Annotated in this window: 21 protein-coding genes and 1 other RNA gene; 12 read left to right on the plus strand and 10 right to left on the minus strand. The window is 40.6% G+C overall.

Translation table 11 applies throughout. The features are described 5' to 3' along the window. The first annotated feature begins 1 nt into the window (after position 1). Positions 2 to 844, plus strand: a complete 843-nt coding sequence (rsmI, locus tag FTV34_RS06100; protein ID WP_125278947.1) for a 16S rRNA (cytidine(1402)-2'-O)-methyltransferase — start codon at positions 2 to 4, stop codon at positions 842 to 844. 68 nt (positions 845 to 912) lie between these two features. Here the strand turns inward: rsmI and FTV34_RS06105 are convergent, their stop codons facing one another. The 4 genes from FTV34_RS06105 to FTV34_RS06120 form a co-directional block, all read right to left on the minus strand. Beyond that, entirely contained in the window at positions 913 to 1,164 is a 252-nt protein-coding gene (locus FTV34_RS06105; protein WP_004782870.1) for a hypothetical protein, read from the minus strand. A gap of 173 nt (positions 1,165 to 1,337) precedes the next feature. After that, on the minus strand, positions 1,338 to 2,585 hold the full coding sequence (locus FTV34_RS06110) for an FAD-dependent monooxygenase (protein ID WP_180069345.1): 1,248 nt from the start codon (positions 2,583 to 2,585) through the stop codon (positions 1,338 to 1,340). Then, complete coding sequence (ubiH, locus tag FTV34_RS06115; RefSeq protein ID WP_180069348.1) at positions 2,582 to 3,790, minus strand: 2-octaprenyl-6-methoxyphenyl hydroxylase; 1,209 nt, start codon at positions 3,788 to 3,790, stop codon at positions 2,582 to 2,584. Before ubiH ends, FTV34_RS06110 begins: the two co-directional genes overlap by 4 nt. 403 nt (positions 3,791 to 4,193) lie before the next feature. Then, on the minus strand, positions 4,194 to 4,634 hold the full coding sequence (locus tag FTV34_RS06120) for a BLUF domain-containing protein (protein ID WP_004782875.1): 441 nt from the start codon (positions 4,632 to 4,634) through the stop codon (positions 4,194 to 4,196). A gap of 1,202 nt (positions 4,635 to 5,836) precedes the next feature. Between FTV34_RS06120 and FTV34_RS06125 the strand changes: the two genes are divergently transcribed. Continuing rightward, positions 5,837 to 6,880 (plus strand): acyltransferase, encoded by a 1,044-nt coding sequence (locus FTV34_RS06125; protein WP_257226117.1) that lies wholly within the window; start codon positions 5,837 to 5,839, stop codon positions 6,878 to 6,880. A 76-nt stretch (positions 6,881 to 6,956) separates the two neighbouring features. On the opposite strand, the gene FTV34_RS06130 is transcribed toward FTV34_RS06125, so the two are convergent. From FTV34_RS06130 to FTV34_RS06145, 4 genes are all read right to left on the minus strand, one after another. Continuing rightward, positions 6,957 to 7,826 carry an IS982 family transposase gene (locus FTV34_RS06130; protein WP_180069436.1) on the minus strand — a complete coding sequence of 290 codons (870 nt, stop codon included), beginning with the start codon at positions 7,824 to 7,826 and terminating at the stop codon, positions 6,957 to 6,959. 224 nt (positions 7,827 to 8,050) lie between these two features. Next, positions 8,051 to 8,290 carry a DUF378 domain-containing protein gene (locus tag FTV34_RS06135; RefSeq protein WP_180069353.1) on the minus strand — a complete coding sequence of 80 codons (240 nt, stop codon included), beginning with the start codon at positions 8,288 to 8,290 and terminating at the stop codon, positions 8,051 to 8,053. Between the two features lie 393 nt (positions 8,291 to 8,683). Further along, a complete protein-coding gene (gene pepP / locus FTV34_RS06140; protein WP_180069356.1) occupies positions 8,684 to 10,018 on the minus strand; it encodes a Xaa-Pro aminopeptidase in 1,335 nt (444 codons plus the stop codon). A 153-nt stretch (positions 10,019 to 10,171) separates the two neighbouring features. Beyond that, positions 10,172 to 10,804 (minus strand): UPF0149 family protein, encoded by a 633-nt coding sequence (locus FTV34_RS06145; protein WP_180069359.1) that lies wholly within the window; start codon positions 10,802 to 10,804, stop codon positions 10,172 to 10,174. Between the two features lie 65 nt (positions 10,805 to 10,869). Between FTV34_RS06145 and FTV34_RS06150 the strand changes: the two genes are divergently transcribed. The 5 genes from FTV34_RS06150 to lon all read left to right on the plus strand — a co-directional run bounded on the left by FTV34_RS06150 (position 10,870) and on the right by lon (position 15,437). Further along, a complete protein-coding gene (locus FTV34_RS06150) occupies positions 10,870 to 11,427 on the plus strand; it encodes a hypothetical protein (protein ID WP_004782884.1) in 558 nt (185 codons plus the stop codon). After that, positions 11,424 to 11,711 (plus strand): cell division protein ZapA, encoded by a 288-nt coding sequence (locus FTV34_RS06155; protein ID WP_005234746.1) that lies wholly within the window; start codon positions 11,424 to 11,426, stop codon positions 11,709 to 11,711. The genes FTV34_RS06150 and FTV34_RS06155 overlap by 4 nt, the downstream gene beginning before the upstream one ends. Positions 11,712 to 11,808: 97 nt before the next feature. Beyond that, positions 11,809 to 11,993: non-coding RNA, 6S RNA (gene ssrS, locus FTV34_RS06160), on the plus strand. 288 nt (positions 11,994 to 12,281) lie between these two features. Continuing rightward, on the plus strand, positions 12,282 to 12,863 hold the full coding sequence (locus FTV34_RS06165) for a 5-formyltetrahydrofolate cyclo-ligase (RefSeq protein ID WP_159123362.1): 582 nt from the start codon (positions 12,282 to 12,284) through the stop codon (positions 12,861 to 12,863). A 147-nt stretch (positions 12,864 to 13,010) separates the two neighbouring features. Next, positions 13,011 to 15,437 carry an endopeptidase La gene (lon, locus tag FTV34_RS06170; protein ID WP_180069362.1) on the plus strand — a complete coding sequence of 809 codons (2,427 nt, stop codon included), beginning with the start codon at positions 13,011 to 13,013 and terminating at the stop codon, positions 15,435 to 15,437. 63 nt (positions 15,438 to 15,500) lie between these two features. Here lon and FTV34_RS06175 read toward each other — a convergent pair whose 3' ends face one another. Next, a complete protein-coding gene (locus FTV34_RS06175; RefSeq protein WP_180069365.1) occupies positions 15,501 to 16,460 on the minus strand; it encodes a M28 family peptidase in 960 nt (319 codons plus the stop codon). Between the two features lie 155 nt (positions 16,461 to 16,615). Between FTV34_RS06175 and rlmH the strand changes: the two genes are divergently transcribed. From rlmH to FTV34_RS06190, 3 genes are all read left to right on the plus strand, one after another. Then, a complete protein-coding gene (gene rlmH, locus FTV34_RS06180) occupies positions 16,616 to 17,098 on the plus strand; it encodes a 23S rRNA (pseudouridine(1915)-N(3))-methyltransferase RlmH (protein ID WP_004782895.1) in 483 nt (160 codons plus the stop codon). A gap of 106 nt (positions 17,099 to 17,204) precedes the next feature. Beyond that, a complete protein-coding gene (locus FTV34_RS06185; protein ID WP_004782897.1) occupies positions 17,205 to 17,981 on the plus strand; it encodes a dioxygenase in 777 nt (258 codons plus the stop codon). A gap of 139 nt (positions 17,982 to 18,120) precedes the next feature. Then, a complete protein-coding gene (locus FTV34_RS06190) occupies positions 18,121 to 18,903 on the plus strand; it encodes an META and DUF4377 domain-containing protein (RefSeq protein WP_125278710.1) in 783 nt (260 codons plus the stop codon). A 70-nt stretch (positions 18,904 to 18,973) separates the two neighbouring features. Here the strand turns inward: FTV34_RS06190 and gdhA are convergent, their stop codons facing one another. Beyond that, positions 18,974 to 20,317 (minus strand): NADP-specific glutamate dehydrogenase, encoded by a 1,344-nt coding sequence (gene gdhA / locus FTV34_RS06195; RefSeq protein WP_180069367.1) that lies wholly within the window; start codon positions 20,315 to 20,317, stop codon positions 18,974 to 18,976. A 347-nt stretch (positions 20,318 to 20,664) separates the two neighbouring features. Between gdhA and FTV34_RS06200 the strand changes: the two genes are divergently transcribed. Together FTV34_RS06200 and nth are read left to right on the plus strand one after the other, a co-directional pair. Continuing rightward, entirely contained in the window at positions 20,665 to 21,456 is a 792-nt protein-coding gene (locus tag FTV34_RS06200) for an RnfABCDGE type electron transport complex subunit B (RefSeq protein ID WP_159123332.1), read from the plus strand. A 4-nt stretch (positions 21,457 to 21,460) separates the two neighbouring features. Beyond that, on the plus strand, positions 21,461 to 22,174 hold the full coding sequence (gene nth / locus FTV34_RS06205) for an endonuclease III (RefSeq protein ID WP_180069370.1): 714 nt from the start codon (positions 21,461 to 21,463) through the stop codon (positions 22,172 to 22,174). Positions 22,175 to 22,195: the final 21 nt, after the last annotated feature.

Consider the following 22,195-nt stretch of genomic DNA (forward strand, 5'->3'; position numbering starts at 1 on the left):
TATGAGTGCTCAGTTATTTGTTGTTGCGACTCCAATCGGGCACTTAGATGATATTAGTTATCGTGCAATTAATGTATTGAAATCGGTGAGTCTTATTGCAGCTGAGGATACACGAACTTCTGCACAATTACTTAAACACTTTAATATTCAAACACCTTTGACAGCCTGCCATGAACATAATGAAAGCAACAAGATTGATCAGTTGATTCAACGCCTGCTTAATGGTGAAGATATGGCATTAATCAGTGATGCAGGCACACCACTGATTAGCGATCCAGGATTCAAGTTTGTCCGTGCTGCCCAAGAACATAATATTCGTGTGGTTCCTGTGCCGGGCGCATGTGCTGCAATTGCCGCATTAAGCGCAGTAGGTTTACCAAGTGACCGTTTCAGCTTTGAAGGTTTTTTGCCGTCTAAACAAAGCCAGCGGCTCTTGACTCTGGAAAAACTGAAAGATGAAACCCAGACCTTAATTTTCTATGAAGCGCCACACCGCATTCTAGAATGTGTCAAAGATCTGGCAGCGGTATTCGGTGCAGAGCGTCCTGTCGGTTTTGCCCGTGAAATTACCAAGACCTTTGAAACCATCAAGAAAATGACACTGGGTGAATTAGTCGAATTTGTTGCCAATGACCATAACCAGCAAAAAGGTGAAATCGTACTGGTGATTGGTGGTTCAATCGAAGAGAAAGATCTGGATCAGGAAAAACTGGACAAGCTGTTACTGCGTTTATTACAAGATCTGTCTGTCAAGGCAGCTTCACAACTGGCTGCAGATTTGACCGGAATCAAGAAAAAAATTGCCTATCAACGTGCTCTGGAACTAACTTCAGCCAACGATTAATTTTTCTTCACCCATAAAAAACACCACAATCAATGTGGTGTTTTTTTATTCACTAATATCAAGTGCAATTATTCTCTTGCAACGGATTCATCAGCTGGAACTTCAGTAATACGGCCACCGCTTGCCAGGAAAGCCGCAATTTCATCTTCAAGTGCCTGACGTTTTTTCTGCTTAGCAGTTACAGTCAAAGTTTCAGCTTCTAATACGTCTGTATCATTCACAACTTCTTCGCTACTTGCAGCGCCTTTTTCTGCTGCTTTTGCTTCATCGTCGTCGATTACAGGATCTTCTACATCATCATAATCATTTACGTCTGTCATTTTGCTCTCCCCACAAACGGCTTCGTTTTATCTATTGAACCAAGCTTTAAATTAACTGAAATTTAGCAATCTCTTTGGTCTTCGCCTAGCCCTAATTTTCAAAAAATCGTATCTTTTTTAAACAAAATGGTTACTCTTTATAGATGTTTGTTTAAAAAATTTACATTCGGCCGCTAGGCTGAGTAACGTGTATCTTTGAGTAAACTTAAACCATTTGCCTGAGCCATGAATGCATCTTTCAGCACTGCCTGTTGCTCGACCTTTTTTAGCCCGAAATTACGTGCCCACACCACTGGGAAAAGCTGTGTAATTTCCATCCAGCCAATCGCCGACATGCTATGCATCATCGCATCATTCTGGCCTTTACGACGATGCTCATAACGTTTCAAGGTCTGTTCATGGGCCCACACTCCACGCGCTTTGTCATGCAGCAACACGTCACAGAGTACGGCAGCATCCAGACAGCCGATATTAACCCCTTGTCCAGCGAGCGGATGAATCACATGCGCAGCGTCACCAATTAGTGCCAAGCCATCTTGTACATACTGCTGTGCAGCACGAGCTTTGAGTGGGAATTTCGCTCGTGCTGTCGCTTCCAGCACTTCACCCAGCATATGATAGCTTTCACGGGTCAATAGTTGAGTGAATTCAGCATCTGATAATGCTACATATTCATCGGCATAATCATCAGGTAATGTCCAGACTATGGATTGCCAGTGGCCTTGCTCTTCTTCTTTAAGACTTGCCATTGGCAGATAAGCCAAAGGACCGGTTTCCAGAAAAATCTGACGGGCGACATGCTGATGTGGCTGGGCTGTTCTAATTGCGCAGCTGATTCCGGCCTGTTTATAGTCCAGTACATCGATATCGATAAAGGCTTGCTCGCGCACAAAGGAGTTCGCGCCATCTGCACCAATAACCAGCTTGGTTTTGAGCTGGGTACCATCTGCCAGATGAATGATCCAAATATCTACACCACGTTCAACACGGCTAACTTTGACCTGTGTACAGTAATCTTGTACATCTTCAAGCATCTTTTGCTGAATGGCCAGATTCAGGATACTCGGTTCTACCATCGAGCCTAGCGCCTGCTCTACAGAAGGTGTCCTTTCTGAAGAATGACCAAAATTAATTTCACCGTAACCATTTTTATTCCAGACCTGCATTCCAGTATATGGCTGCTGGCGTGCAATTTTGTCCCACACATCCACGGTTTTTAATAAATGAATGGTCGCCTGACTTAGAGCCAAAACCCGCGGATTGGCTACGCTTAAAGTTTTGTCTGCATCCAGAATAGGCGCAGCATCCAGAACAGTCGCTTGCACACCACCTTGAGCAAGTAATAAAGCGGTCAGGCCACCGACCAGTCCACCACCAACAATCACGACATCTAATACATCAGAACTTGGATTCAGACTCATGCTTTTAACCCCATGGCATAGTTAGCGACCAGTGGCTTTATACCAGGAATAGTATCAAAAGCAATCAGTCCGGTATTTCGGATCAGTTTCAAGAATGGATTCTGATTACTAAAACCACGTACGACTGAATCACAGAACTTGATCACTCTTTGCTGATCATTCAAGCGGGATTTCTCATAGTCCTGTAATACCGCTGCATCACCTAAGTCTGCGCCTTGTGACTGCTGCTCTTTCAGGTAGCGCACCAGTACATGCGCATCTCGCATACACAGGTTGAAACCCTGACCCGCTACTGGATGAATCGTATGTGCAGCATTACCCATCAAGACCACGCGGCCCACAGCCTGTTTTTCTGCTAATACCTGGGACAATGGAAAACTGAAGCGCTTACCTGTTTTCTGGAATTTACCGGCACGATCGCCATAGGTTTCTTGTAAAGCGTTCAAAAAATGCTGGTCATTTTCTTCACCCAGCCATTCTCCTTCTGTTCCTTTTTTCACAGGCCAGACCACAGAACGACGATATTCACCTGGAAGTGGTAATAAGGCTAAAGGTCCTAGGTGGCTAAAGCGTTCAAAGCCGACATGATTATGCGGTTTAGATGTTTGAACGGTAGTGACAATGGCGACCTGATCATAATCATGTTCTGAAGCCCCAATGCCGAGCGCTTTACGACAGAAAGAATCGCGCCCATCAGCAGCAATCACCAGTTTGGATTGGAGTTTCAATAAAGCATCACCACGTTGTGCTTCAAGATAAGCAAACTCAGCATCTTGAGTCAGAGAGCTGACCTGAACCCCATCAATCAGTTCAATTAAAGGTTCTTTTTTGACTTGAGTTAATAGCACACGGCCTAGCCAGGCATTTTCAATCACCTGACCAAAACTTTCGACTTTTTCCTGTTCTGCAATTAAGCGCGCCTTACCAAAACTGCCCTGCTCAGTAATATTCACTTCAAGAATCGGCGTTGCATGTTCCTGCAAGGCATCCCAAAGCCCAAGTTCCTGATAAATCTGTACACTACGGCGTGACAAGGCACTGTTACGTGCATCAAAACTGGAATGATAGGGTGCAAGATTTACATCATCATAATCTGGATATTTGATCGCTTCCAAAAGCTTGACTGCAATATTGGTTTTCGCCAACATTAGTGCGAGACTCAGGCCGACCATACCACCACCGACAATGATGACTTCTTGTTGCATGCTGTAATCCTTTCAATGGCGTACCTATATATAGATACTTATAATCATGATGAATTTTATATTAGCCTAAAAAATTTCTTTTTTATAATAAATTAGGTTGCGGTTTCGAAGCGAAGTCTGCTTATGGTTAATTTATAGCTCACCTCAACGTCCTACTTAAATTTTTCAAAATACAGAAGTATCATCTGCCTGATGAAAAGCAAAAGAATTTTGCATTGATTGTTAGGTTTAAAAGCTTGGTATGAAATGATAAAGATGATATCTGGATATATTTTTTGAATTAACAATATTTATGTTTTTGAATTTATAAAATATTTTTTATTTCAATTATTTAAAGTAAATACTCATTTTAAAAAATCATACGATACAGGGCTAAAGCTTATATCGCATGATGATGTAAGGATTAACTTGCTTTCAATGTATAGGCATGGTCATTCAAACTTGCCAATATCTGAATAAATTGAGGAATGGTCTCGGCATTCAAAGTGTAAGGGTTGAATTCATCCAGATTATGTTCGGCAAAGAATCCAAGAATATCCTGATGGATATTGGCATATTTCATATGCCAGTCTGAGAAGAGTCGATCATTTACATCTTCAAAATACAGAACTTCACAATTTTTATGTCGAGGATCTTTCAAGATTTTTTTATAGAACAGATCTTCAATCTTGTTCCTATCTCCTTCCAGACATTGAACAAAGTAACCATTCCCATAATACAGAGCCCCAAAAATCGCATTACGTGAATTGAAATTCAACGCTTCTGTCAGAATATTGAATAGATCATTCATTGGATCTTCGCAGTCATACAACTTACTGACATATAAAAGTCTTGCGTCGCTCATTGTCTAACTCAATATTTTAGATCATGTACATTACTCAATATTTTTCCGTTAAATATATAACTGATTTTATAAAAATTTTCTATGATTAGATACAAAATAATTTATCGAATAGTAAAATAACTTGAAAAATAAAATGAATTTTTATATAAATTCAGCCACTTGCTTTGAACATGTATTTTTTAAATATTTCTATATTAAAAAGCTTCAAAATTTTGCTATTTGAGATCTGCCATCAAGTATCAGTTTTTTACTTTCTAAATGCTCATGTAATTTGAGCACCAGTTATCTTTGCCAGAACATCAGCAAGCCAGCAAAAATGTAAATCAGCGATTTGTTCTCAATCAATAGTGCAACTGCTACAAATCCACTAGCAAAGATGAATGAAAGGATTAAATGAGTCGCTCTATTCAATTTTGAAACGACAGCCAAGTCGAGCTCAAGCAACTTATTAAGTATGTACATTCTTCCTCTTTTCTCAAAATATTTTTAAAGGGTAATTGTTTTTAATTTCTGAATGATACAAAAAACATGCCTATTTAATAATCAACCTTGTACTCTTTGACTTACAACTATTCAAGTTCTTTACCCCTATTTTAGTTAAATGAATTTTCATATGATGATTACATCAGGAACAGGGAGTTCCACATAAGAATAACAATAGATAAGCACAAGGACAGTAAGGTACGACAGGAGTTATACCAAGCTAACCCATACAAAGAACCCCGGCATCCTGCCGGGGTTTTTTTATTATCTAATGATTAAAAATTTGAATATATAGTACCAAGGTTTCTAAACAGAAATCTTAGCAATTACTGCTAAATATATTTTTCATTTATGTATAGAAAGTTCTCAAAGTTTGGTGTGAAGTGGATAATTGTATACATGATCTTTGAATTAATTCATCAATGGTTTGTGGCATTTCTTTTATTAAGCAGTGTACTTTTACTTTTTATTAAAATTTTGAAACATATTTAAAGCGGGTTAATAAATAATAATAATTAATAAAAAATTCAAATTTTACCAGTTTCTAAAACTCTAGTGAATATCTGAATTCCCGTAAAATAGGCTACTTTTATATAAAAATAACCGTAATAATTTTAGATTAAATAATCAGTAATATTCACGGTCTTTCACTAGGTATATTTGTTAGACAAACATTGAGTATGGTAGTTTAAATTAAATACTTTAATAAAATAATAACTATGCTTTATTCAGTGCAATTTCTTAGGGGGATTGCTGCCTTAATGGTAGTTATAAGCCATACCTCCTTTAAAGGACAACAATACAATGTTGATACGCTTCAGTGGTATCACATAGGCGGTTCTGGTGTTGATTTATTTTTCATAATCTCTGGCTTTATTATGTGTTATACAACATATAATAAAAAAGTTAATTTTCTAAATTTCATGAGAAACCGATTCATCCGAATCATTCCTCTTTATTGGGTTCTCAGTTTTTTTGCTTTAATTGTATTTCTGATTTCTCCAAATCTTATAAATTCATCCGGTGGTGAAACAGGAATTTTCGAATCTTTCTTTTTAATTCCGAATGGCAGTAAATTTTTAATTAATAATGGATGGACTTTAAGCTACGAATTTTATTATTATTTTATATTTTCTTTTTTCCTAATCTTTTTATTAAAAGACTTATATAAATATCTTTTTATCATTCTATATTTTTCAGTTGTTGTGGCTATAGGTTTAATACTCCAACCAAAATCTGAATTTCTGATGTTTTTAACCCATAATCTTTTGCTTGAATTCGCTTTAGGCGTTCTGGCATTTATCATTATAAAAAATACTAGTCTTTCCCGATTAATGTCTATATTTATGATTCTTGTCGGTGCTTCCCTATTAGCCTATCAAAACTTTTATAAATTACCTGATTTCATCACCTTGAGATCATTAAAAATCGGGCTCCCAATGTTTTTCATTTTTGTTGGATGCGTAGCTTTAGAAGACTTAATCACAGAAACTAAATCACTAATTTTAAGATTCTTTAATCATCTTGGAGATTCATCTTACTCTTTATATTTGATTCATCCTTTTACTTTAAGCCCAGTTGCTATGGTTTTAAATAAACTCAATATATTAAACCCTTACCTATTTAGCTCTATACTTATTACCTCTTCGATCTTGGCAGGCTCTATTACGTATCTAGTTTTAGAAAAAAGGTTAATTAAATTAGGCAAAGAACCATTTAATTTCTTTAGGTATTTTTATCCGGTCGATAGAAAAAACTTATAGATATTTTTTGATCACTTTATACGGTTTTTATCGATTTAAAATTTTATCTAAGTTAACTAATTTACCCGGATCCTGCTTAAGCCGATGATTCCTTAATTTGAATTGTTGGCTTATTTTGATGGGTTAATTGATATGCACATAGTGAGGCGTAAATTCCACTCAGAAATCCATGAAGACTACGTGCTTTACTCGTCACTAAATTGTATTGCCCCTTCAATAAACTGAATAATGTTTCTATCTTATTGCGTTGTCTTAGGTGATATTCATCTGATGCACAGAGTTGAATAGCCTGCATATTCTTTCGATGATAAGTAATTAAATCAATACCTTGATCTTTCAATCTGATTTTTAATTCTTGGCTGATGTAACCTCGATCTCCGTAAAGTTTTGCTTCTATACCAGCAACCAATTGCTTAACCATTTTTATATCAGCCAAATGTCCATTGGATAAAGCAGAACAAGCAATTTCACCAAATTGATTCATCACAATATGTAATTTACAGCCATAAAACCAGCCCATTGAGCTTCTACCACGTGATGCAATTTGGACTAATGATTTATGGCGTTGAATACGTTGATTTTTACAAACTGGCAGAGTTGTTGAATCAATCCATAAATATTGTGTACCTTGGTCTTTCATCAGCGCCACATGTAAAGCGTGTAGGGCCAATTGGTGCATATTGATCAGATGAATCATCCTTTGATAGCAAGGCAAGTACTTAAATAAATGGCTTTTATTTTCTTTTAACCAGGTGAAAAAGGCTTTAAAATTATTGAAATGAGAGCATTTGTACCAAATGGCAATAAAGCAGATTTCTGAAATTGTGAGTTGAGCAGTTCTGATTCTTAAGGAACCACAGTTTTGTTTGAGAAACTCCCAATAAGTTGATTCAAATTTAAGAAAAAAATCATCAATTACGCAGAATAATTCGGTACTATTGAACATCAGGACTAGAGTTGTGAGTTTGGTGTGGTAACTCAACTGATGGCTCTAGTCCTCTTATTTTTCAAGTCAATTTCTTATCCGCGATTCGGGTTAATTTAGAAATGGAAAACGGAGCTTAAGCTCCGTTTCTGTTAAATGTCCTTTATATCTTTTAGATTAACTAATCTGTTATAGAAATCAGTTAATTAAAAAAATATCAATGACTTCAATTAACTTTTAGTCAGTTAACGTACTATTCGAGCTTGAGACTCATGATGTACATCACGTCGACCCAATTTTGTACCAGTATAGATCAGATACAAGGCAGACAAACCAACCAATACATAGATAATTCGAGATAGTGCACTCATTTCACCAAAGATGGCAGCGACTAAATCAAAGTTAAACGCACCAACCAGACCCCAGTTGATGCCACCAATAATCGCTAAAGCATAAGCAATCCAGTCAAGCGTATTTAGTCTCATCATTTTTCTCCTGCTCTTCTTTGAGTTTATTTAAGGAACAGGTCAAGTATGAGAACGAAATCGGAATTAATATGTTGCTTTGATGCTAAAAACTCAATTGCTGTGTTGAATTCCTGTCATCTTATAATTCTCAATTTTAACAAAGTTAATTTTATTTGAATAAGTCGCGATTAACGTAAGTAAAAGTCTTGCATGTTTCTCGATAGTATCTTTGTTCTGTCTAGCTATTGGATAACTTCTTGCCTAAGAAATTAATCCATTTTTTCTTAAAATTTTATAAATATTCATTTTAATATCAATAAATTAAAAAATTACTATCATTCACGAATACATTTTTAACTTTCTACTATATAAAAAAGCCGGTGAGATCACCGGCTTTTTTATATCTTTCATTTAAGCAGCATGGGCTTTGGCCATTAAGGCTTCAATATCTTCCACGGTTTTCACAACTTTTGCAGTTAGCACTAGTGGGCCATTTTTGGTAGCAACCACATCATCTTCAATCCGGATTCCGATACCACGCCATTTAACATCTACAGTTTCATCATCTGGCGCAATATAAAGACCCGGCTCAACTGTCACGACCATACCTTCTTCATATGCACGCCATTCACCGTTGGCTTTATAAGTACCTACATCATGTACATCCATACCCAGCCAATGCCCTGTACCGTGCATATAGAACTGGCGGAAACTTTCAGTCTGGATAATTTCGTCAATCTCCCCCTGCATAATCCCCAGATCAAGTAAACCTTGAACCAGAATGCGAACCGCCACATTATGCGGCTCTTTATAAGAATTCCCGATTTGAACAGCATTGATCGCAGCAATCTGTGCATCCAGTACGACATTATATAAAGCTTTTTGTTCCGGACTGAATTTACCATTCACCGGGAAAGTACGGGTAATGTCCGAAGCATAAAACTGATATTCACAGGCAGCATCAATCAGAACCAGATCACCATCTTTCAGTTCTTTGTCATTCTCTACATAATGCAGAATACAGGCATTTTCACCGCCACCAACAATACTGTTGTACGATGGTACACAGCCATTTTTACCAAAGACATAATTTAATTCTGCTTCTAAAACATATTCCATCATGCCTGGACGAACTTTCTGCATAGCCAGTGTATGGGCTTCTGCAGAAATATCCGATGCAAGCTGCATCAGTTCAATTTCATTTTCATCTTTATGCAGACGCATTTCATCAACGATACGATCCAGCTGCATGATCTGTGCCGGTGCAGAAGTACCACGGCGGCTTTCACCACTGGCTGTTGCGATCCATTTGGCTACACGTGCATCAAATTCGGCATTGTGCCCAATCCGGTAGAAAAGCTTGTCTTTGTTCTGAAGCTTGGTGAGGATTTCCTCATCCAGTAGATCAATCGCATAAGCTTCGTCCGCTTCATAATCATCAACGGCGCCATCCACTCCGGCACGATAGCCATTCCAGATTTCCATTTCACGATCACGTTCACGGCAGAACAGACTATAGGTATAGCCTTCTTCTTCAGTATCAAAAGTTTCAATGACTGCAACTGCTTCAGGCTCAGCAAATCCGGTCAGGTAAAAGAAACTGCTGTCCGCGCGGTATTTATAATCTGCATCACGATTACGCAGGGCAACCGGGCTGGTGGCAATAATCGCGATACTACGTAATCCCATTTCCCCTGCGAGGATGTCACGACGTTCCTGAAAATCGGCTTGAGTCAGTTTCTTCATTACACCTTACTTCTTATCAATTGCTACTGTTATTTAAAATTTGGTCCTGAAAATAGGTTAGATTAATTTACTATCATCTTCATGAGAAGAGTCAGCAAAAAATATGCCGGTTTTCAGAACCGTTTTTTAATTTGTGTCTAAAACCGCTTGAACTTAACTCGGACGTTTCGGCGAGAAAATTTCAACTACAGATTGCGCTTCAGTTGCAGAAGCTGGAGCTGGTGCTTTTTGCGTGAATTTCTGCAATAAAGGTGTTTCTTCAACTTCTAATTTCTTACGGCCGACGGACAGGCTTACCGGAATCAGACGAACAAACTCATACAGCTCCTGATAGCTTTCTTCGCCTTCGGCATCGTCATCAGAATCTTCAAACTCGACTGCTGCAACATCTTGTAAATGTTCAATCAGTTCCATTTCATCATTGCGGATATGCCCTGAAGCCAGACCGAAACCAAGCACTACGCCTGCACACCAGTCAGCCAGTGCCTGAACGCGTTCAGCCAAGCTATGCTCATCATCTGGTAGTAATGGCAGATAATCCAGCTCATCTTCAGACAGCGCATGAAATATGTCTTCTGCCTCACCCGTTAACAATTCTAATGCTTCAGGGTTCAGTTCAGGAACATCTAGCGTTTCTAGAATCTGTACCCATTCATCACTTGAAGGTGCCTGAGTGACACAGACAATTCCGGTAAGCAAACCATGCAGTTCGCTTGGGCTAGAAATTTCTTCAATTGAGGAAAAATTGCGGTACCATTCTGACCAACCTGAAATATCGTCTTGCATTCGTTTATCCAATCTCTATACTGCTTTATATATTACCTTTGTTTGCAACACTGTGCGACCTCGATATGTTAGAAGAATTACAGCGTCTACAAGTGCATATTGGCGTTTTAAAAACGCGACTTGCACAACTTGAAAGTGAGAATACCAGTTTACGGGAGAAGCAAGAGGCTTCAAGCGTGCAACATGAAACTCAAATTGAACAAAAAAATAGCTTTATTGCGCAAAAACAACAAGAAATCCAGAATCTCAATCAGCAACTGACAGAATCACGTAACCAGTTTCAGCATTTAAACCAGGATGCTACAGCACTGGCAGATCGTTATAGCCGTCTGGAAAAAAGTTGTACTGATCTTAAGAACCGTTTTCAGGAAATTCTGGCTGAACGCAATGAATTGCGTGTGCTGAAAGAAAAGTTATTGCTGGAACAGCGTCATGCCCAGCAGGAAATTCAGCGGCTGAATCAGGAATCTGAACGTCTTACCCAGAAAAATGAAAATGCCAAAGCTAAAGTTGAAGCCATTATTCAACGTCTGGCGATTTTGGGAACAGCCCAAGATCAAAATGCACAGGAAATTCAGCAATTGGCCCATCCTACTGAAGTGACTGAGGAAGCTTCATCATGAGTGAACAAATCGCAATCGACTTAAAGGTATTGGGTCATAGTTTCCGTCTGGCCTCCACTGCGGATCAGCAGGATGAACTACAACGTGCAGCGCAATTACTCAATGAAAAATACGATGAATTTCGCCGTAAAGCCCCTCGTATGGAACCAAGTAAACTGATCATTATGGTGGCACTGGAACTGATGCAGGAAGTATTGACGATGAATAAATCCCTGCAACAATATGCTCACTGCGAACGTTTGTTACAAACTATTTTGGAAGAAGTTGAAGAACTAACTGAATAATCGAGTTTTTTGTATAAACTTCGGTCGTTCGACTAAACTGTTTACAGTTCACGAACAGCATAGAGTTGCCACATCAACATTATCGTTTATACTTAGTCTAACTCTGAGATGTTCGCCAGCGGGTCAGATTCCCCTGAGCCGATATTTAAATCTTAGGATTGAGTTCTGCATATTTAGAGTGTATGCCCATCCGGTATGGGAAACCCAGCAAGTATGCGTCTCGTCCACCTTGAACTTTAGGGTTCAAGGGTAATGACATGCAGCGGCATCCTCGGAGTGCTTCTATTTTTCTCAAAATATTTCATTATTTATCTTCTTTTCTAAATCTTAAATTCATTGCATTTTTCTTGGTTTAGCGTCCTATACTCGTACCTTTTTCGTCTTTTAAAAAATTGCCTAGATCTAAATATCGTTCGATTAATTCATCATAAATGTTTCATTATTTTTAAAATTTAATCAAAAATTCATACTGATGCCTATAATACTCGCTATGTTGCTACCCTCTATTTAAGCTATGGCATTTTATTAATCTAATGCCTTAAAATCCTGAAGACCATATTTATGACGACGATGAATCTTTCCGAACTTCGCAAACAGCTACGTAAACAGCGCCGTCAACTCTCTCGATTTACCCAGAAACAGACTCAACAACGTATCCTGAATATGATTCGGACTTTGCCAGAATTTCATGCAAGCAAATCTGTGGGGGTTTATCTGGATGCTTTCGGTGAGGTTCGGACTCAGGCACTGATTGAATACTGCTTTAAGCACCATAAACGGGTTTATCTCCCCAATATTTGCAATATGAACCAGCAACTCACTTGGGTAGAAATCAGCCAGAATCAATATCGTTCCCAGCGTTTTGCTCATCATCGGTTGGGAATGCGTGAACCCATGGCTACACGTGGTCTGCATGTCTCAAAACTAGATCTTTTAGTTATGCCACTATTAGCCTGTGATCAATATGGCACCCGAATTGGTATGGGTGGTGGCTATTATGATCGTACGCTGGCAACAGCACCGCACCGTCCTTTTCGTCTGGGGTTAGCACATGACTTTCAGCTGATCCCACAGCCTTTAACCCGAGAAGTTTGGGACCAGCCTCTAGATGCCCTGCTTACGCCTACACTTTTACAACGTTTTAAGCGTTAAACAATGTATTTCCAAATACATAAGTACTTTAAAATCACATAATTAGTCATTTTTTATACAATTTAGTCGCTATAGCCCTTGTAATTTTTAAATTACCCATCACTATTAAAAACATGGCAACACCGTTGTCACTCATTAGGAGTGCCCATGTCTGAAATTATTATGAATCAAGAAACCTTAGAGCCTCAGGTTCCAAGTGTATTACCACTTTTGGCGCTACGTGATGTGGTGGTGTACCCACACATGCAAATTGCGCTATTTGTCGGTCGTGAAAAATCGATCAATGCAGTTGATGTGGCTCGTAACAGTGACAATCTAGTATTTGTAGTTGCGCAAAAAGATTCGCTTACAGAAGAAATTGATCACGACAACTTATATCAATACGGTACTGTCGCGAAGATTGTGCAAGTTGTGAATCACGAAAATGATGAAAACTGTATTAAAGTCCTGATTGAGGGACTGTATCGTGCCAAGCTCAAAACCATCATTGATGAAAATGAGTATTTGACTGCTGAGCATGAACTTAGCCCAATGACTGTGTCAGTCGATGAAACAACTCAAGCTACGCGCTTGCAGGAGCTGCGTGCCCTGTTCGCTCAGTATGCTGAAGCAAAACTTCGTAATGCTCGTGAGCTGATTGCAGCTGCGAATAAAATCGAAGACTTGTTGCAACTGTTATTCTTCGTAGCGACCCGTGTTCCTTTGAATATCGAAGTGAAACAGAAATTCCTGGAATATGACGAGTTCGATGCACATTTAACTGAGTTGATGACTTATCTACTGCAACAGTCTGAAGAACAGCAGATCGAACAGACTTTGCATGACTCTGTTAAACGCCAGATGGAAAAAAACCAGCGTGAATACTTCCTGAATGAAAAAATGAAAGTCATTCAGCGCGAGCTTTCCGATATGAATGGCGGTGCGGAAGATGACGTTGCGGAAATCGAAAAACGTCTGGCTGAAGCTGATCTGCCTGAGCATGTGCGTAAAAAAGCGGAATCTGAGTTCCGTAAACTCAAAGCAATGCAACCAGCCTCTAGCGAAGCTGCGGTAGTTCGCAACTATCTGGAAGTGATTCTGGATACGCCATGGAACAAAGCCAGCAAAGTTAGCATTAACTTGAATAAAGCTCAGGAAATCCTGGATGCCGATCACTATGGTCTGGACGATGTCAAAGACCGTATTGTGGAATATCTGGCGGTTCAGTCTCGCGTGAAAAAATTACGCGGTCCAATCCTGTGTCTAGTTGGTCCTCCAGGTGTAGGTAAAACTTCCTTGGGTGAATCGATTGCCAAAGCGACTGGCCGTGAGTTTGTCCGTATGGCCCTAGGTGGTGTACGTGACGAAGCAGAAATTCGTGGTCACCGTCGTACCTACATTGGTGCGATGCCAGGTAAGATCGTGCAGTCATTGACCAAAGTTGGCGTGAAAAACCCGCTGTTCTTGCTCGATGAGATTGACAAGATGGCTCAAGACTACCGCGGTGATCCAGCTTCTGCGATGCTTGAAGTACTTGATCCATCACAGAACAACAAGTTCAATGATCACTATCTTGATTTGGACCTTGACCTGTCAGAAGTGATGTTCATCTGTACTGCCAACACCATGAATATTCCTGAAGCCCTCTTGGACCGTATGGAAGTGATTCGTCTGCCTGGCTATACCGAAGAAGAGAAAGTTAACATTGCTGACCGTTACCTTGTTCCTAAAGCAATCAAGAACAATGGTTTACGTGCTAAAGAGTTGACTGTGCATGAAGAAGCGATTCGTGACATCGTGCGTCGTTATACTCGTGAAGCCGGTGTTCGTAACCTTGAACGTGAAGTGTCTAAAATTGCACGTAAGGTAGTGAAAGAAGCAGTTAGCAAGAAAGCTAAAAATCTTCAGGTTGAAGTGAATGCGGGTAATCTTCCAGATTACTTAGGTCCACACAAATTTGACTACGGTATGGCGGAAGAAGAGGCTCAAATCGGCCGTGTAAATGGCTTGGCTTGGACTTCAGTGGGTGGTGAGTTACTGACTATTGAAGTTGCAGCAGTACCTGGTAAAGGTAAATTCATTACCACCGGTTCACTTGGTGATGTAATGAAAGAATCGATTACCGCTGCCATGACTGTCGTTCGTACCCGTGCGGCTGAGCTAGGTATCGAAGCGTCTCGCTTTGAAGAAACTGATGTGCACGTGCATTTACCAGAAGGTGCGACTCCGAAAGATGGTCCATCTGCAGGTTTGGCACTGACCACTGCTCTAGTTTCTGCATTCACCGGTATTGCGATTCGTCCAGATATTGCGATGACAGGTGAAACCAGCTTAAGTGGCCGTGCAATGCGTATCGGTGGCCTGAAAGAGAAACTGCTTGCTGCGCACCGTGGTGGCATTAAACTGGTGTTCATTCCACAGGAAAACGTTCGCGACCTTGCGGAAATTCCTGAAAATGTAAAAGAAGGCTTAGAAATCAAAGCTGTGAAATCGATTGATGAGATTTTACCTCTGGCTTTGATCGATATGCCGAAAGCACTGGTGAAACCGCCAATTGTGAAAGCAAGTGAAGAAGCTAAAGCTGCACGTCATTAAGACCTAAAGACTTTGAAAAACACCCTGTTCTGGCAGGGTGTTTTTGTATCTAGGTGAAGACAATTAAAGGCGAATCACCATATCGACCAAACCATTCACGACCTGAGCCATCTTGGTCAGATCCAGTTTATCTAAGGTATCCTGCTCGGTATTGTAGTAAGGATTACGATAATGCGCTGTGTCTGTAATCAGCATAGTTGAATAGTTAAACTTGGCATAATTCAAATAGCCAGAAAAATTCATGTCCTGAGCGAATGCCGGACTGACAAAACGCTGACAGTCCAGACGCTTGAAACGTTGCATGGACGCACAGTAATCTCCTGTCAAACCGGCCGATGCCAAATGTCCAATCGCAGCAATAAAGTTTCCATGTCGGGGATAGATCCATTTCAATCCTGTGGGATAGGTCTGCACCAGATTTTCATCATAATAGCCAATAGAATCCAGAATAATGACACCTTTCACTTTTTGTTTCTGGGCCTTTAAAGCTTTGGCATGTAGATAGCTTCCCATATGTTCAGTCTTGAAATAGGGCGGCTCCTCCAGTGTATAGAAAGCGAACTCGATATTATGTTTGAGTTTTGACTTTTGTAAGGCCAGTAATCGGGCTGTTTCCAGTACCCCTGCTACACCAGAAGCATTGTTATCTGCTCCATACAAGTCACTAAAGACATCATAATGCGCGCCAATAACCAGTTTGGTTTTGGCTTTGGCATTCAGTTGACACACCACATTTCTATAGCTTAGGCTATTTACAATATAGTTTTGGAACTGGCATGGAATGCCAAGCAGACGCATCTGTTCCTTGAGCCAGGCTGAAACTCGGTTTAATTCACTGGTATTTTTAAAATTCCGGTATTCATCTACACTGATAATCTGTTTGATAAAAAGTTCCAGATATTCTGGCTGTGCCTGTTTGGAGGAAAAATTTGCAGGCGTAGCAAAGCTCATGCCTGAACTGGTTAAACCGAGAATAATTAGTAGAAAAGTACAATATCTTTTAATAATGAAACTGGTCCGCATTTCTTATTATCCATTCCTTTATTATCAAGCGGATACTTGAATCATGTATATTAAAGCAACATTAAATTCATGATTTCAATTTCAATTTGTTTCCCTAGCTCAACTTCGTGTTGTTTGATCGTTATAATGAAGTATCTAATTATTGATCCAGTTCTATGAAAATCCGTATCTTAACCATCGGCCAGAAAATGCCGGCTTGGGTGCTGACAGGCTTTGAAGACTATTTCAAACGTATTCAGCCTTTTGTACAGACTCAGGTGGTTGAATTGCCAATGGCAAAACGGGGCAAAAACGATTCTGAAGCCGATATTCTGAAATACCGAAATATTGAAGGTGACAGTATTTTAAATGCCTTAAAACAGAATGAAGTCCTGATTGCACTAGAAGTCGGTGGCCGTGAGTTTAGTACGGAAAAACTGGCTGAAACCATGAAAGGCTGGATGCTGGAAGGTCATGATATTGCCTTGGCGATTGGTGGGCCAGATGGCCATTCTGAAGCAGTCCGAAAAGCAGCAGCCTGGCATTGGTCCCTGTCTAAACTCACCTTGCCACATCCGCTAGTCCGTGTAATGCTGATTGAACAACTGTATCGCGCTATGAGCATCAACCATAATCATCCTTATCACCGTGCAGGCTGATCTGTTGATGCGTTCTGATTATGCAACGTTTTGTTGAACAATCCCCCCTGCCTTTGCTTTCCTTTTTATTGCATGATTAAAACATTGAATTAATGTGGTTTGACTTATGAACTTACAGACTTTGCCCGGCTTATTTATTTCTCATGGTTCTCCCATGCTCGCACTCAATCCTGAGCAGGTTGGCCCGGCATTGCATCGTTTAAGCCTGAATCTGCCACGTCCAACTGCCATTATTGTTATGTCGGCACATTGGGAAAGTGAAGCTCTGGAAGTCAATACAGGTATTCGTCCTGAAACTTGGCATGACTTCCGTGGCTTTCCACCTGAGTTATATGAGTTACGCTACCCTGCTCCCGGCAATCCAGAGCTGGCTGAGCAAGTCTTGGGCTTATTGGCCAATGCCGGGTTCTCTGCACATGCCAACAGCACCCGTCCACGTGATCATGGTGTCTGGATGCCGCTCTTACATATGTATCCAGAAGCAGACATCCCGGTGGTTGAAATTTCTTTACCAATGTCGATGAGTGCAGAAGAGATTTACAAGATTGGCCAGACGTTGGCGCCACTTCGTGAGCAGCAGGTTTTTCTGATCGGGTCAGGCAGTATTACCCATAATTTACGTGAATTGTCTTGGCAGGGAAATAGCGATGAAGTTCCGGAATGGGCATCGACCTTCCGCAACTATGTGGCCAATAAATTAACCCATAGTGATTTTGATGCCGTTCTGGACTGGCAGTCTATTCCTCAGTTAAAACGTAATCACCCAACGCTCGAACACTTTGCGCCGCTATTCTTTGCCATGGGCACCGGCAACCGTTTCAGTATCGTGCATAGCAGTTTTACGATGGGCGCTTTGGGAATGGATATTTACCGTTTTGACTGACAGTAAACTTCAACCATTTAACATCCGACTTTTTAATTTGGATACATTTTGTTAGCAAAAGCTACGTTTTGTATCCATATTTTTTGTTAATCTCTTGATTATAATCACGTTGAAACTTTAGCACATAGAATATAAACCAATGAAATTCAGTATTTTTGCGCTTGCCCTGCTCCCTTTAGCTTTAACTGCATGTCAATCTTCTCATCTTCCTGCCACTTCAGGAGATCCGGCTATTTCTACTCTATCCACTACATTAAAAACGCCTACACAAATTTTGCCCGCTTATACTTGGGAACTTGATCGTGGGCTGCAACGCCCGATTGTTCTGAGCTTTGATCAGCAAGGCAGACTGAGTGTAGCTTCTGGCTGTAATGGCCTTGGCACGAGCTGGACTGTTAAAGATAATACCCTGAGTACTGGTGACATGATGGGTACCATGATGGCGTGTGATGCACCATTAATGGAACAGGAACGTTTTATCAGCCAGCTTCTGCAAAAGCGTGATATTCCATTTAGTCTGGATCTAAGTGATGCCAATCAGCCAAAACTGAGTATTACTACAGCTGATGGTCAAAAATATGTCTTTACCGGAAAAATGACACCGGAAACCAAATACCAAGGTCAGGCAGAAACCATTTTCCTGGAAGTTTCGCCACAGACTAAAGCCTGTACGGGTGTAGCTCAGCAAACCTGCTTGCAGGTGAAAGAAATCAAATATGATGAAAAAGGTTTAAAGACTCAGGTCGATAAAGACTGGACTTTATTTTACGATCAGATTGAAGGTTTTCAGCATACACCGAATGAGCGTCAGATTATTCGGGTAAAACGTTATGAAATCAAAAATCCGGCAGCTGACCAGTCTAAATATGCCTATATATTCGACATGGCTGTAGAGCGTGAAACAGTCAAAGGCACTCTTTAAAGATAAAATCTGAACATAAAAAAACCGAGGCATTCACCTCGGTTTTTTTTAAGCTTAAACTCAGTCAGACTTAGAATACGCCTTGAGAAAGCATTGCATCAGCAACTTTTACGAAGCCAGCGATGTTTGCGCCGTCTACATAGTTTACAGTACCGTCTTCTTTAGTACCGTATTTCACACAGTTGCGGTGAATTTCTTTCATGATCGCATGCAGACGTTCGTCAACTTCTTCGAAAGTCCAGCCTAAACGCAATGCGTTTTGAGACATTTCAAGACCAGAAGTTGCTACACCACCGGCGTTAGATGCTTTACCTGGAGCATAAAGGATTTTCGCTTCAACGAATTTCTCAACTGCTTCAAGTGTAGAAGGCATGTTCGCGCCTTCAGCAACACAAATTACGCCGTTTGCAAGAAGCGCTGCTGCATCATTCGTATCAAGTTCGTTTTGAGTCGCACATGGAAGCGCGATATCACATTTGATACCCCAAGGACGTTGACCTTCAAGGTATTCAAAACCGTGTTTAGATGCAAATTCAGAGATACGGCCACGTTTAATGTTTTTCAGTTCCATCACTTCAGCAAGAAGCTCTTCAGTGAAACCGTCTTTAACGTGAACAGTACCCGCAGAGTCAGATAGAGAAACAACTTTAGCACCCAGGAACATTGCTTTTTCAGCAGCATACTGGGCAACGTTACCAGAACCAGAGATTGTTACCACTTTATCTTTGAAGCTTTCGCCACGAGTTTTCAGCATCTCTTCAGCGAAATACACTGTACCGTAACCAGTTGCTTCTGGACGAGCCAGAGAACCACCGAAAGTCAGGCCTTTACCAGTGAATACACATGAAGTGTCATTGCTGAGTTTTTTCATCATACCAGCCATGTAACCAACTTCACGGCCACCCACACCGATATCACCCGCTGGGATATCTGTATTAGAACCAAGATGACGATAAAGCTCGATGATTAACGCTTGGCAGAAACGCATGATTTCGCCTTCTGATTTGCCTTTAGGGTCAAAATCAGAACCGCCTTTACCACCACCCATAGGCAATGTAGTCAGGGCATTTTTGAAAGTTTGCTCGAAACCGAGGAATTTCAAAATAGAAAGGTTCACTGACGGGTGGAAACGCATACCACCTTTGAATGGACCAATCGCTGAGTTGTACTGTACGCGGAACGCACGGTTAACCTGTGTTTGACCTTGGTCATCTACCCAAGCAACACGGAACTGGATCGCACGCTCAGGTTCAACTAGACGTTCTAGTAAACCATGTGCTGCGTATTGTGGATTCTTTTCAATGAATGGCCACAAACTGGTCATCACTTCTTCTACAGCTTGAAGAAATTCGGGTTGATGTGCATCACGTGATTTTACGTAATCTAGGAACTCATTAAGTGTGTTGTATTTCAACGCTTAATCCTCAGCAGAAAATGGATCAAAATTGGTCAAATTTACAATCAATGTTAAATTTTGGCGCAAAATATTAAATATCTTTTGTAACTAATCTACAATACTTTTTTGAAAAATAGTTTAAATTTAATTTGATAACAATTATTTATATTGATTATGAATATTTTTTCTGTGTGCTTAAATGCCAATTGAATCAATGCTTAATTGTTAATTTATGCCTGATAATAATGCACAAAGTGACCTTTAATCGTGCATAACTTAGTTCCTTAAAAACATGTTAAAATTGTTAAATTGACATATTTTGTTTCATTCACTCTAAGGCTCAGCCCGAGCAGCCTAGGTTATTCATGAATTCGCAGATCTCTCTAGTCCAGTCTATTGATGCTTTATTGCCCCAAACCCAGTGCGGTTTATGTGGTCATCGTGATGGCTGCTTGCCCTATGCTCAATCCATTGCTGAGGGCGAAGATGCCAATAAATGTGTACCGGGTGGACAGCCCGTCGCTGATGCTCTGGCAACATTGTTAAATCGTTCTAAACTGCCCGCTGAAGAAAGTGTCTGGCCCATTCAGACGGATGGTCGTCCTCAGCGCATGAAAGCCATCATTCGTGAAGATGAATGTATTGGTTGTACCAAATGCATCAGTGCCTGTCCGGTCGATGCGATTATTGGCTCAGGTAAATTAATGCATACTGTGCTCACTGACTTGTGTACCGGCTGTGAACTCTGCATTTCGCCTTGCCCGGTAGACTGTATTGATCTGGTCGAAGATCTTCAGCCTTTGCCAACTGAAGCTCAGCGTATTGCTGAACAGGATGACTTGCGTAAACGTTACTATGCGCATATTCAACGCGAAGAAAAACGTCGCATTGACCGTAAGGGCCCTGTCGTTCGTGCCGAGATTAATACTGCCCTATTTGCCCAGTTCTCTGCTCAGGTCGATCAGGTTCCAGCCATTGAAATCGTGAAAAAACCAGCAGATGAAGTGGTTACACTTGATGCCAAAACCACGATTGAACTTGCAAAATTACGTACACAAATCAAAAAGTTAGAAAAACAGCTTTCGGTCCGTGAGGATGCACGCAAACGTCTGCAACTTGAAGAACTGATGCAGCAATTACAGGCTTTACAGGGATAAGATCATGACTACAGTAACAGCCAAGCCTGTAAAAAACATGACTAAAAAACAGATTCAGACTTTCTTTGAGCGCCTGCGTGAGCAGCGTCCGAATCCAAAAACTGAATTGAATTATTCCAGTCCATTTGAATTACTGGTTGCAGTGACCCTGTCTGCCCAAGCTACGGATGTAAGCGTGAATAAAGCCACCGATAAACTGTTTCCGGTCGCCAATACACCGGAAGCGATTTATGCGCTAGGTGTGGACGGCTTGAAGGAATATATCAAAACGATCGGTTTATATAATTCCAAAGCGGTCAACGTGATTAAAGCCTGTGAGATGCTGATTCAGAAGCACAACAGCGTGGTACCGGATAATCGTGCGGATCTGGAAGCCCTGCCGGGTGTAGGTCGTAAAACGGCGAATGTGGTGCTAAATACCGCCTTTGGCCAACCGACCATGGCTGTGGATACACATATCTTTCGTGTTGGTAACCGTACCGGTTTGGCAGTGGGTAAAAACGTGCTTGAGGTCGAGCATCGTCTAGTTAAAGTGATTCCAAAAGAATTTATTATTGATTCACATCACTGGCTGATTTTACATGGCCGCTATTGCTGCATCGCACGTAAACCGAAGTGTCATGAATGTGTGGTCGCCGATGTCTGCAATTGGCCCGACCGTTTTGAATTTAGCGCAGGTCGCGCAATTCCGGTGAAAAATATTGAAGCTGAACGCTAGGTTCAGCTTTTTAATTTAAGT

It is taken from the genome of Acinetobacter sp. YH16038 (assembly GCF_013417275.1).
In the GTDB taxonomy this organism is placed as follows: Bacteria; Pseudomonadota; Gammaproteobacteria; order Pseudomonadales; family Moraxellaceae; genus Acinetobacter.

What these genes read in the sequence shown, in the direction of transcription:
- rsmI (WP_125278947.1), top strand. Translation starts at nt 2, where the DNA reads ATGAGTGCTCAGTTATTTGTTGTTGCGACTCCAATCGGGCACTTAGAT.
- FTV34_RS06105 (WP_004782870.1), bottom strand. Translation starts at nt 1,164, where the DNA reads ATGACAGACGTAAATGATTATGATGATGTAGAAGATCCTGTAATCGAC.
- FTV34_RS06110 (WP_180069345.1), bottom strand. Translation starts at nt 2,585, where the DNA reads ATGAGTCTGAATCCAAGTTCTGATGTATTAGATGTCGTGATTGTTGGT.
- ubiH (WP_180069348.1), bottom strand. Translation starts at nt 3,790, where the DNA reads ATGCAACAAGAAGTCATCATTGTCGGTGGTGGTATGGTCGGCCTGAGT.
- FTV34_RS06120 (WP_004782875.1), bottom strand. Translation starts at nt 4,634, where the DNA reads ATGAGCGACGCAAGACTTTTATATGTCAGTAAGTTGTATGACTGCGAA.
- FTV34_RS06125 (WP_257226117.1), top strand. Translation starts at nt 5,837, where the DNA reads ATGCTTTATTCAGTGCAATTTCTTAGGGGGATTGCTGCCTTAATGGTA.
- FTV34_RS06130 (WP_180069436.1), bottom strand. Translation starts at nt 7,826, where the DNA reads ATGTTCAATAGTACCGAATTATTCTGCGTAATTGATGATTTTTTTCTT.
- FTV34_RS06135 (WP_180069353.1), bottom strand. Translation starts at nt 8,290, where the DNA reads ATGAGACTAAATACGCTTGACTGGATTGCTTATGCTTTAGCGATTATT.
- pepP (WP_180069356.1), bottom strand. Translation starts at nt 10,018, where the DNA reads ATGAAGAAACTGACTCAAGCCGATTTTCAGGAACGTCGTGACATCCTC.
- FTV34_RS06145 (WP_180069359.1), bottom strand. Translation starts at nt 10,804, where the DNA reads ATGCAAGACGATATTTCAGGTTGGTCAGAATGGTACCGCAATTTTTCC.
- FTV34_RS06150 (WP_004782884.1), top strand. Translation starts at nt 10,870, where the DNA reads ATGTTAGAAGAATTACAGCGTCTACAAGTGCATATTGGCGTTTTAAAA.
- FTV34_RS06155 (WP_005234746.1), top strand. Translation starts at nt 11,424, where the DNA reads ATGAGTGAACAAATCGCAATCGACTTAAAGGTATTGGGTCATAGTTTC.
- FTV34_RS06165 (WP_159123362.1), top strand. Translation starts at nt 12,282, where the DNA reads ATGAATCTTTCCGAACTTCGCAAACAGCTACGTAAACAGCGCCGTCAA.
- lon (WP_180069362.1), top strand. Translation starts at nt 13,011, where the DNA reads ATGTCTGAAATTATTATGAATCAAGAAACCTTAGAGCCTCAGGTTCCA.
- FTV34_RS06175 (WP_180069365.1), bottom strand. Translation starts at nt 16,460, where the DNA reads ATGCGGACCAGTTTCATTATTAAAAGATATTGTACTTTTCTACTAATT.
- rlmH (WP_004782895.1), top strand. Translation starts at nt 16,616, where the DNA reads ATGAAAATCCGTATCTTAACCATCGGCCAGAAAATGCCGGCTTGGGTG.
- FTV34_RS06185 (WP_004782897.1), top strand. Translation starts at nt 17,205, where the DNA reads ATGAACTTACAGACTTTGCCCGGCTTATTTATTTCTCATGGTTCTCCC.
- FTV34_RS06190 (WP_125278710.1), top strand. Translation starts at nt 18,121, where the DNA reads ATGAAATTCAGTATTTTTGCGCTTGCCCTGCTCCCTTTAGCTTTAACT.
- FTV34_RS06200 (WP_159123332.1), top strand. Translation starts at nt 20,665, where the DNA reads ATGAATTCGCAGATCTCTCTAGTCCAGTCTATTGATGCTTTATTGCCC.
- nth (WP_180069370.1), top strand. Translation starts at nt 21,461, where the DNA reads ATGACTACAGTAACAGCCAAGCCTGTAAAAAACATGACTAAAAAACAG.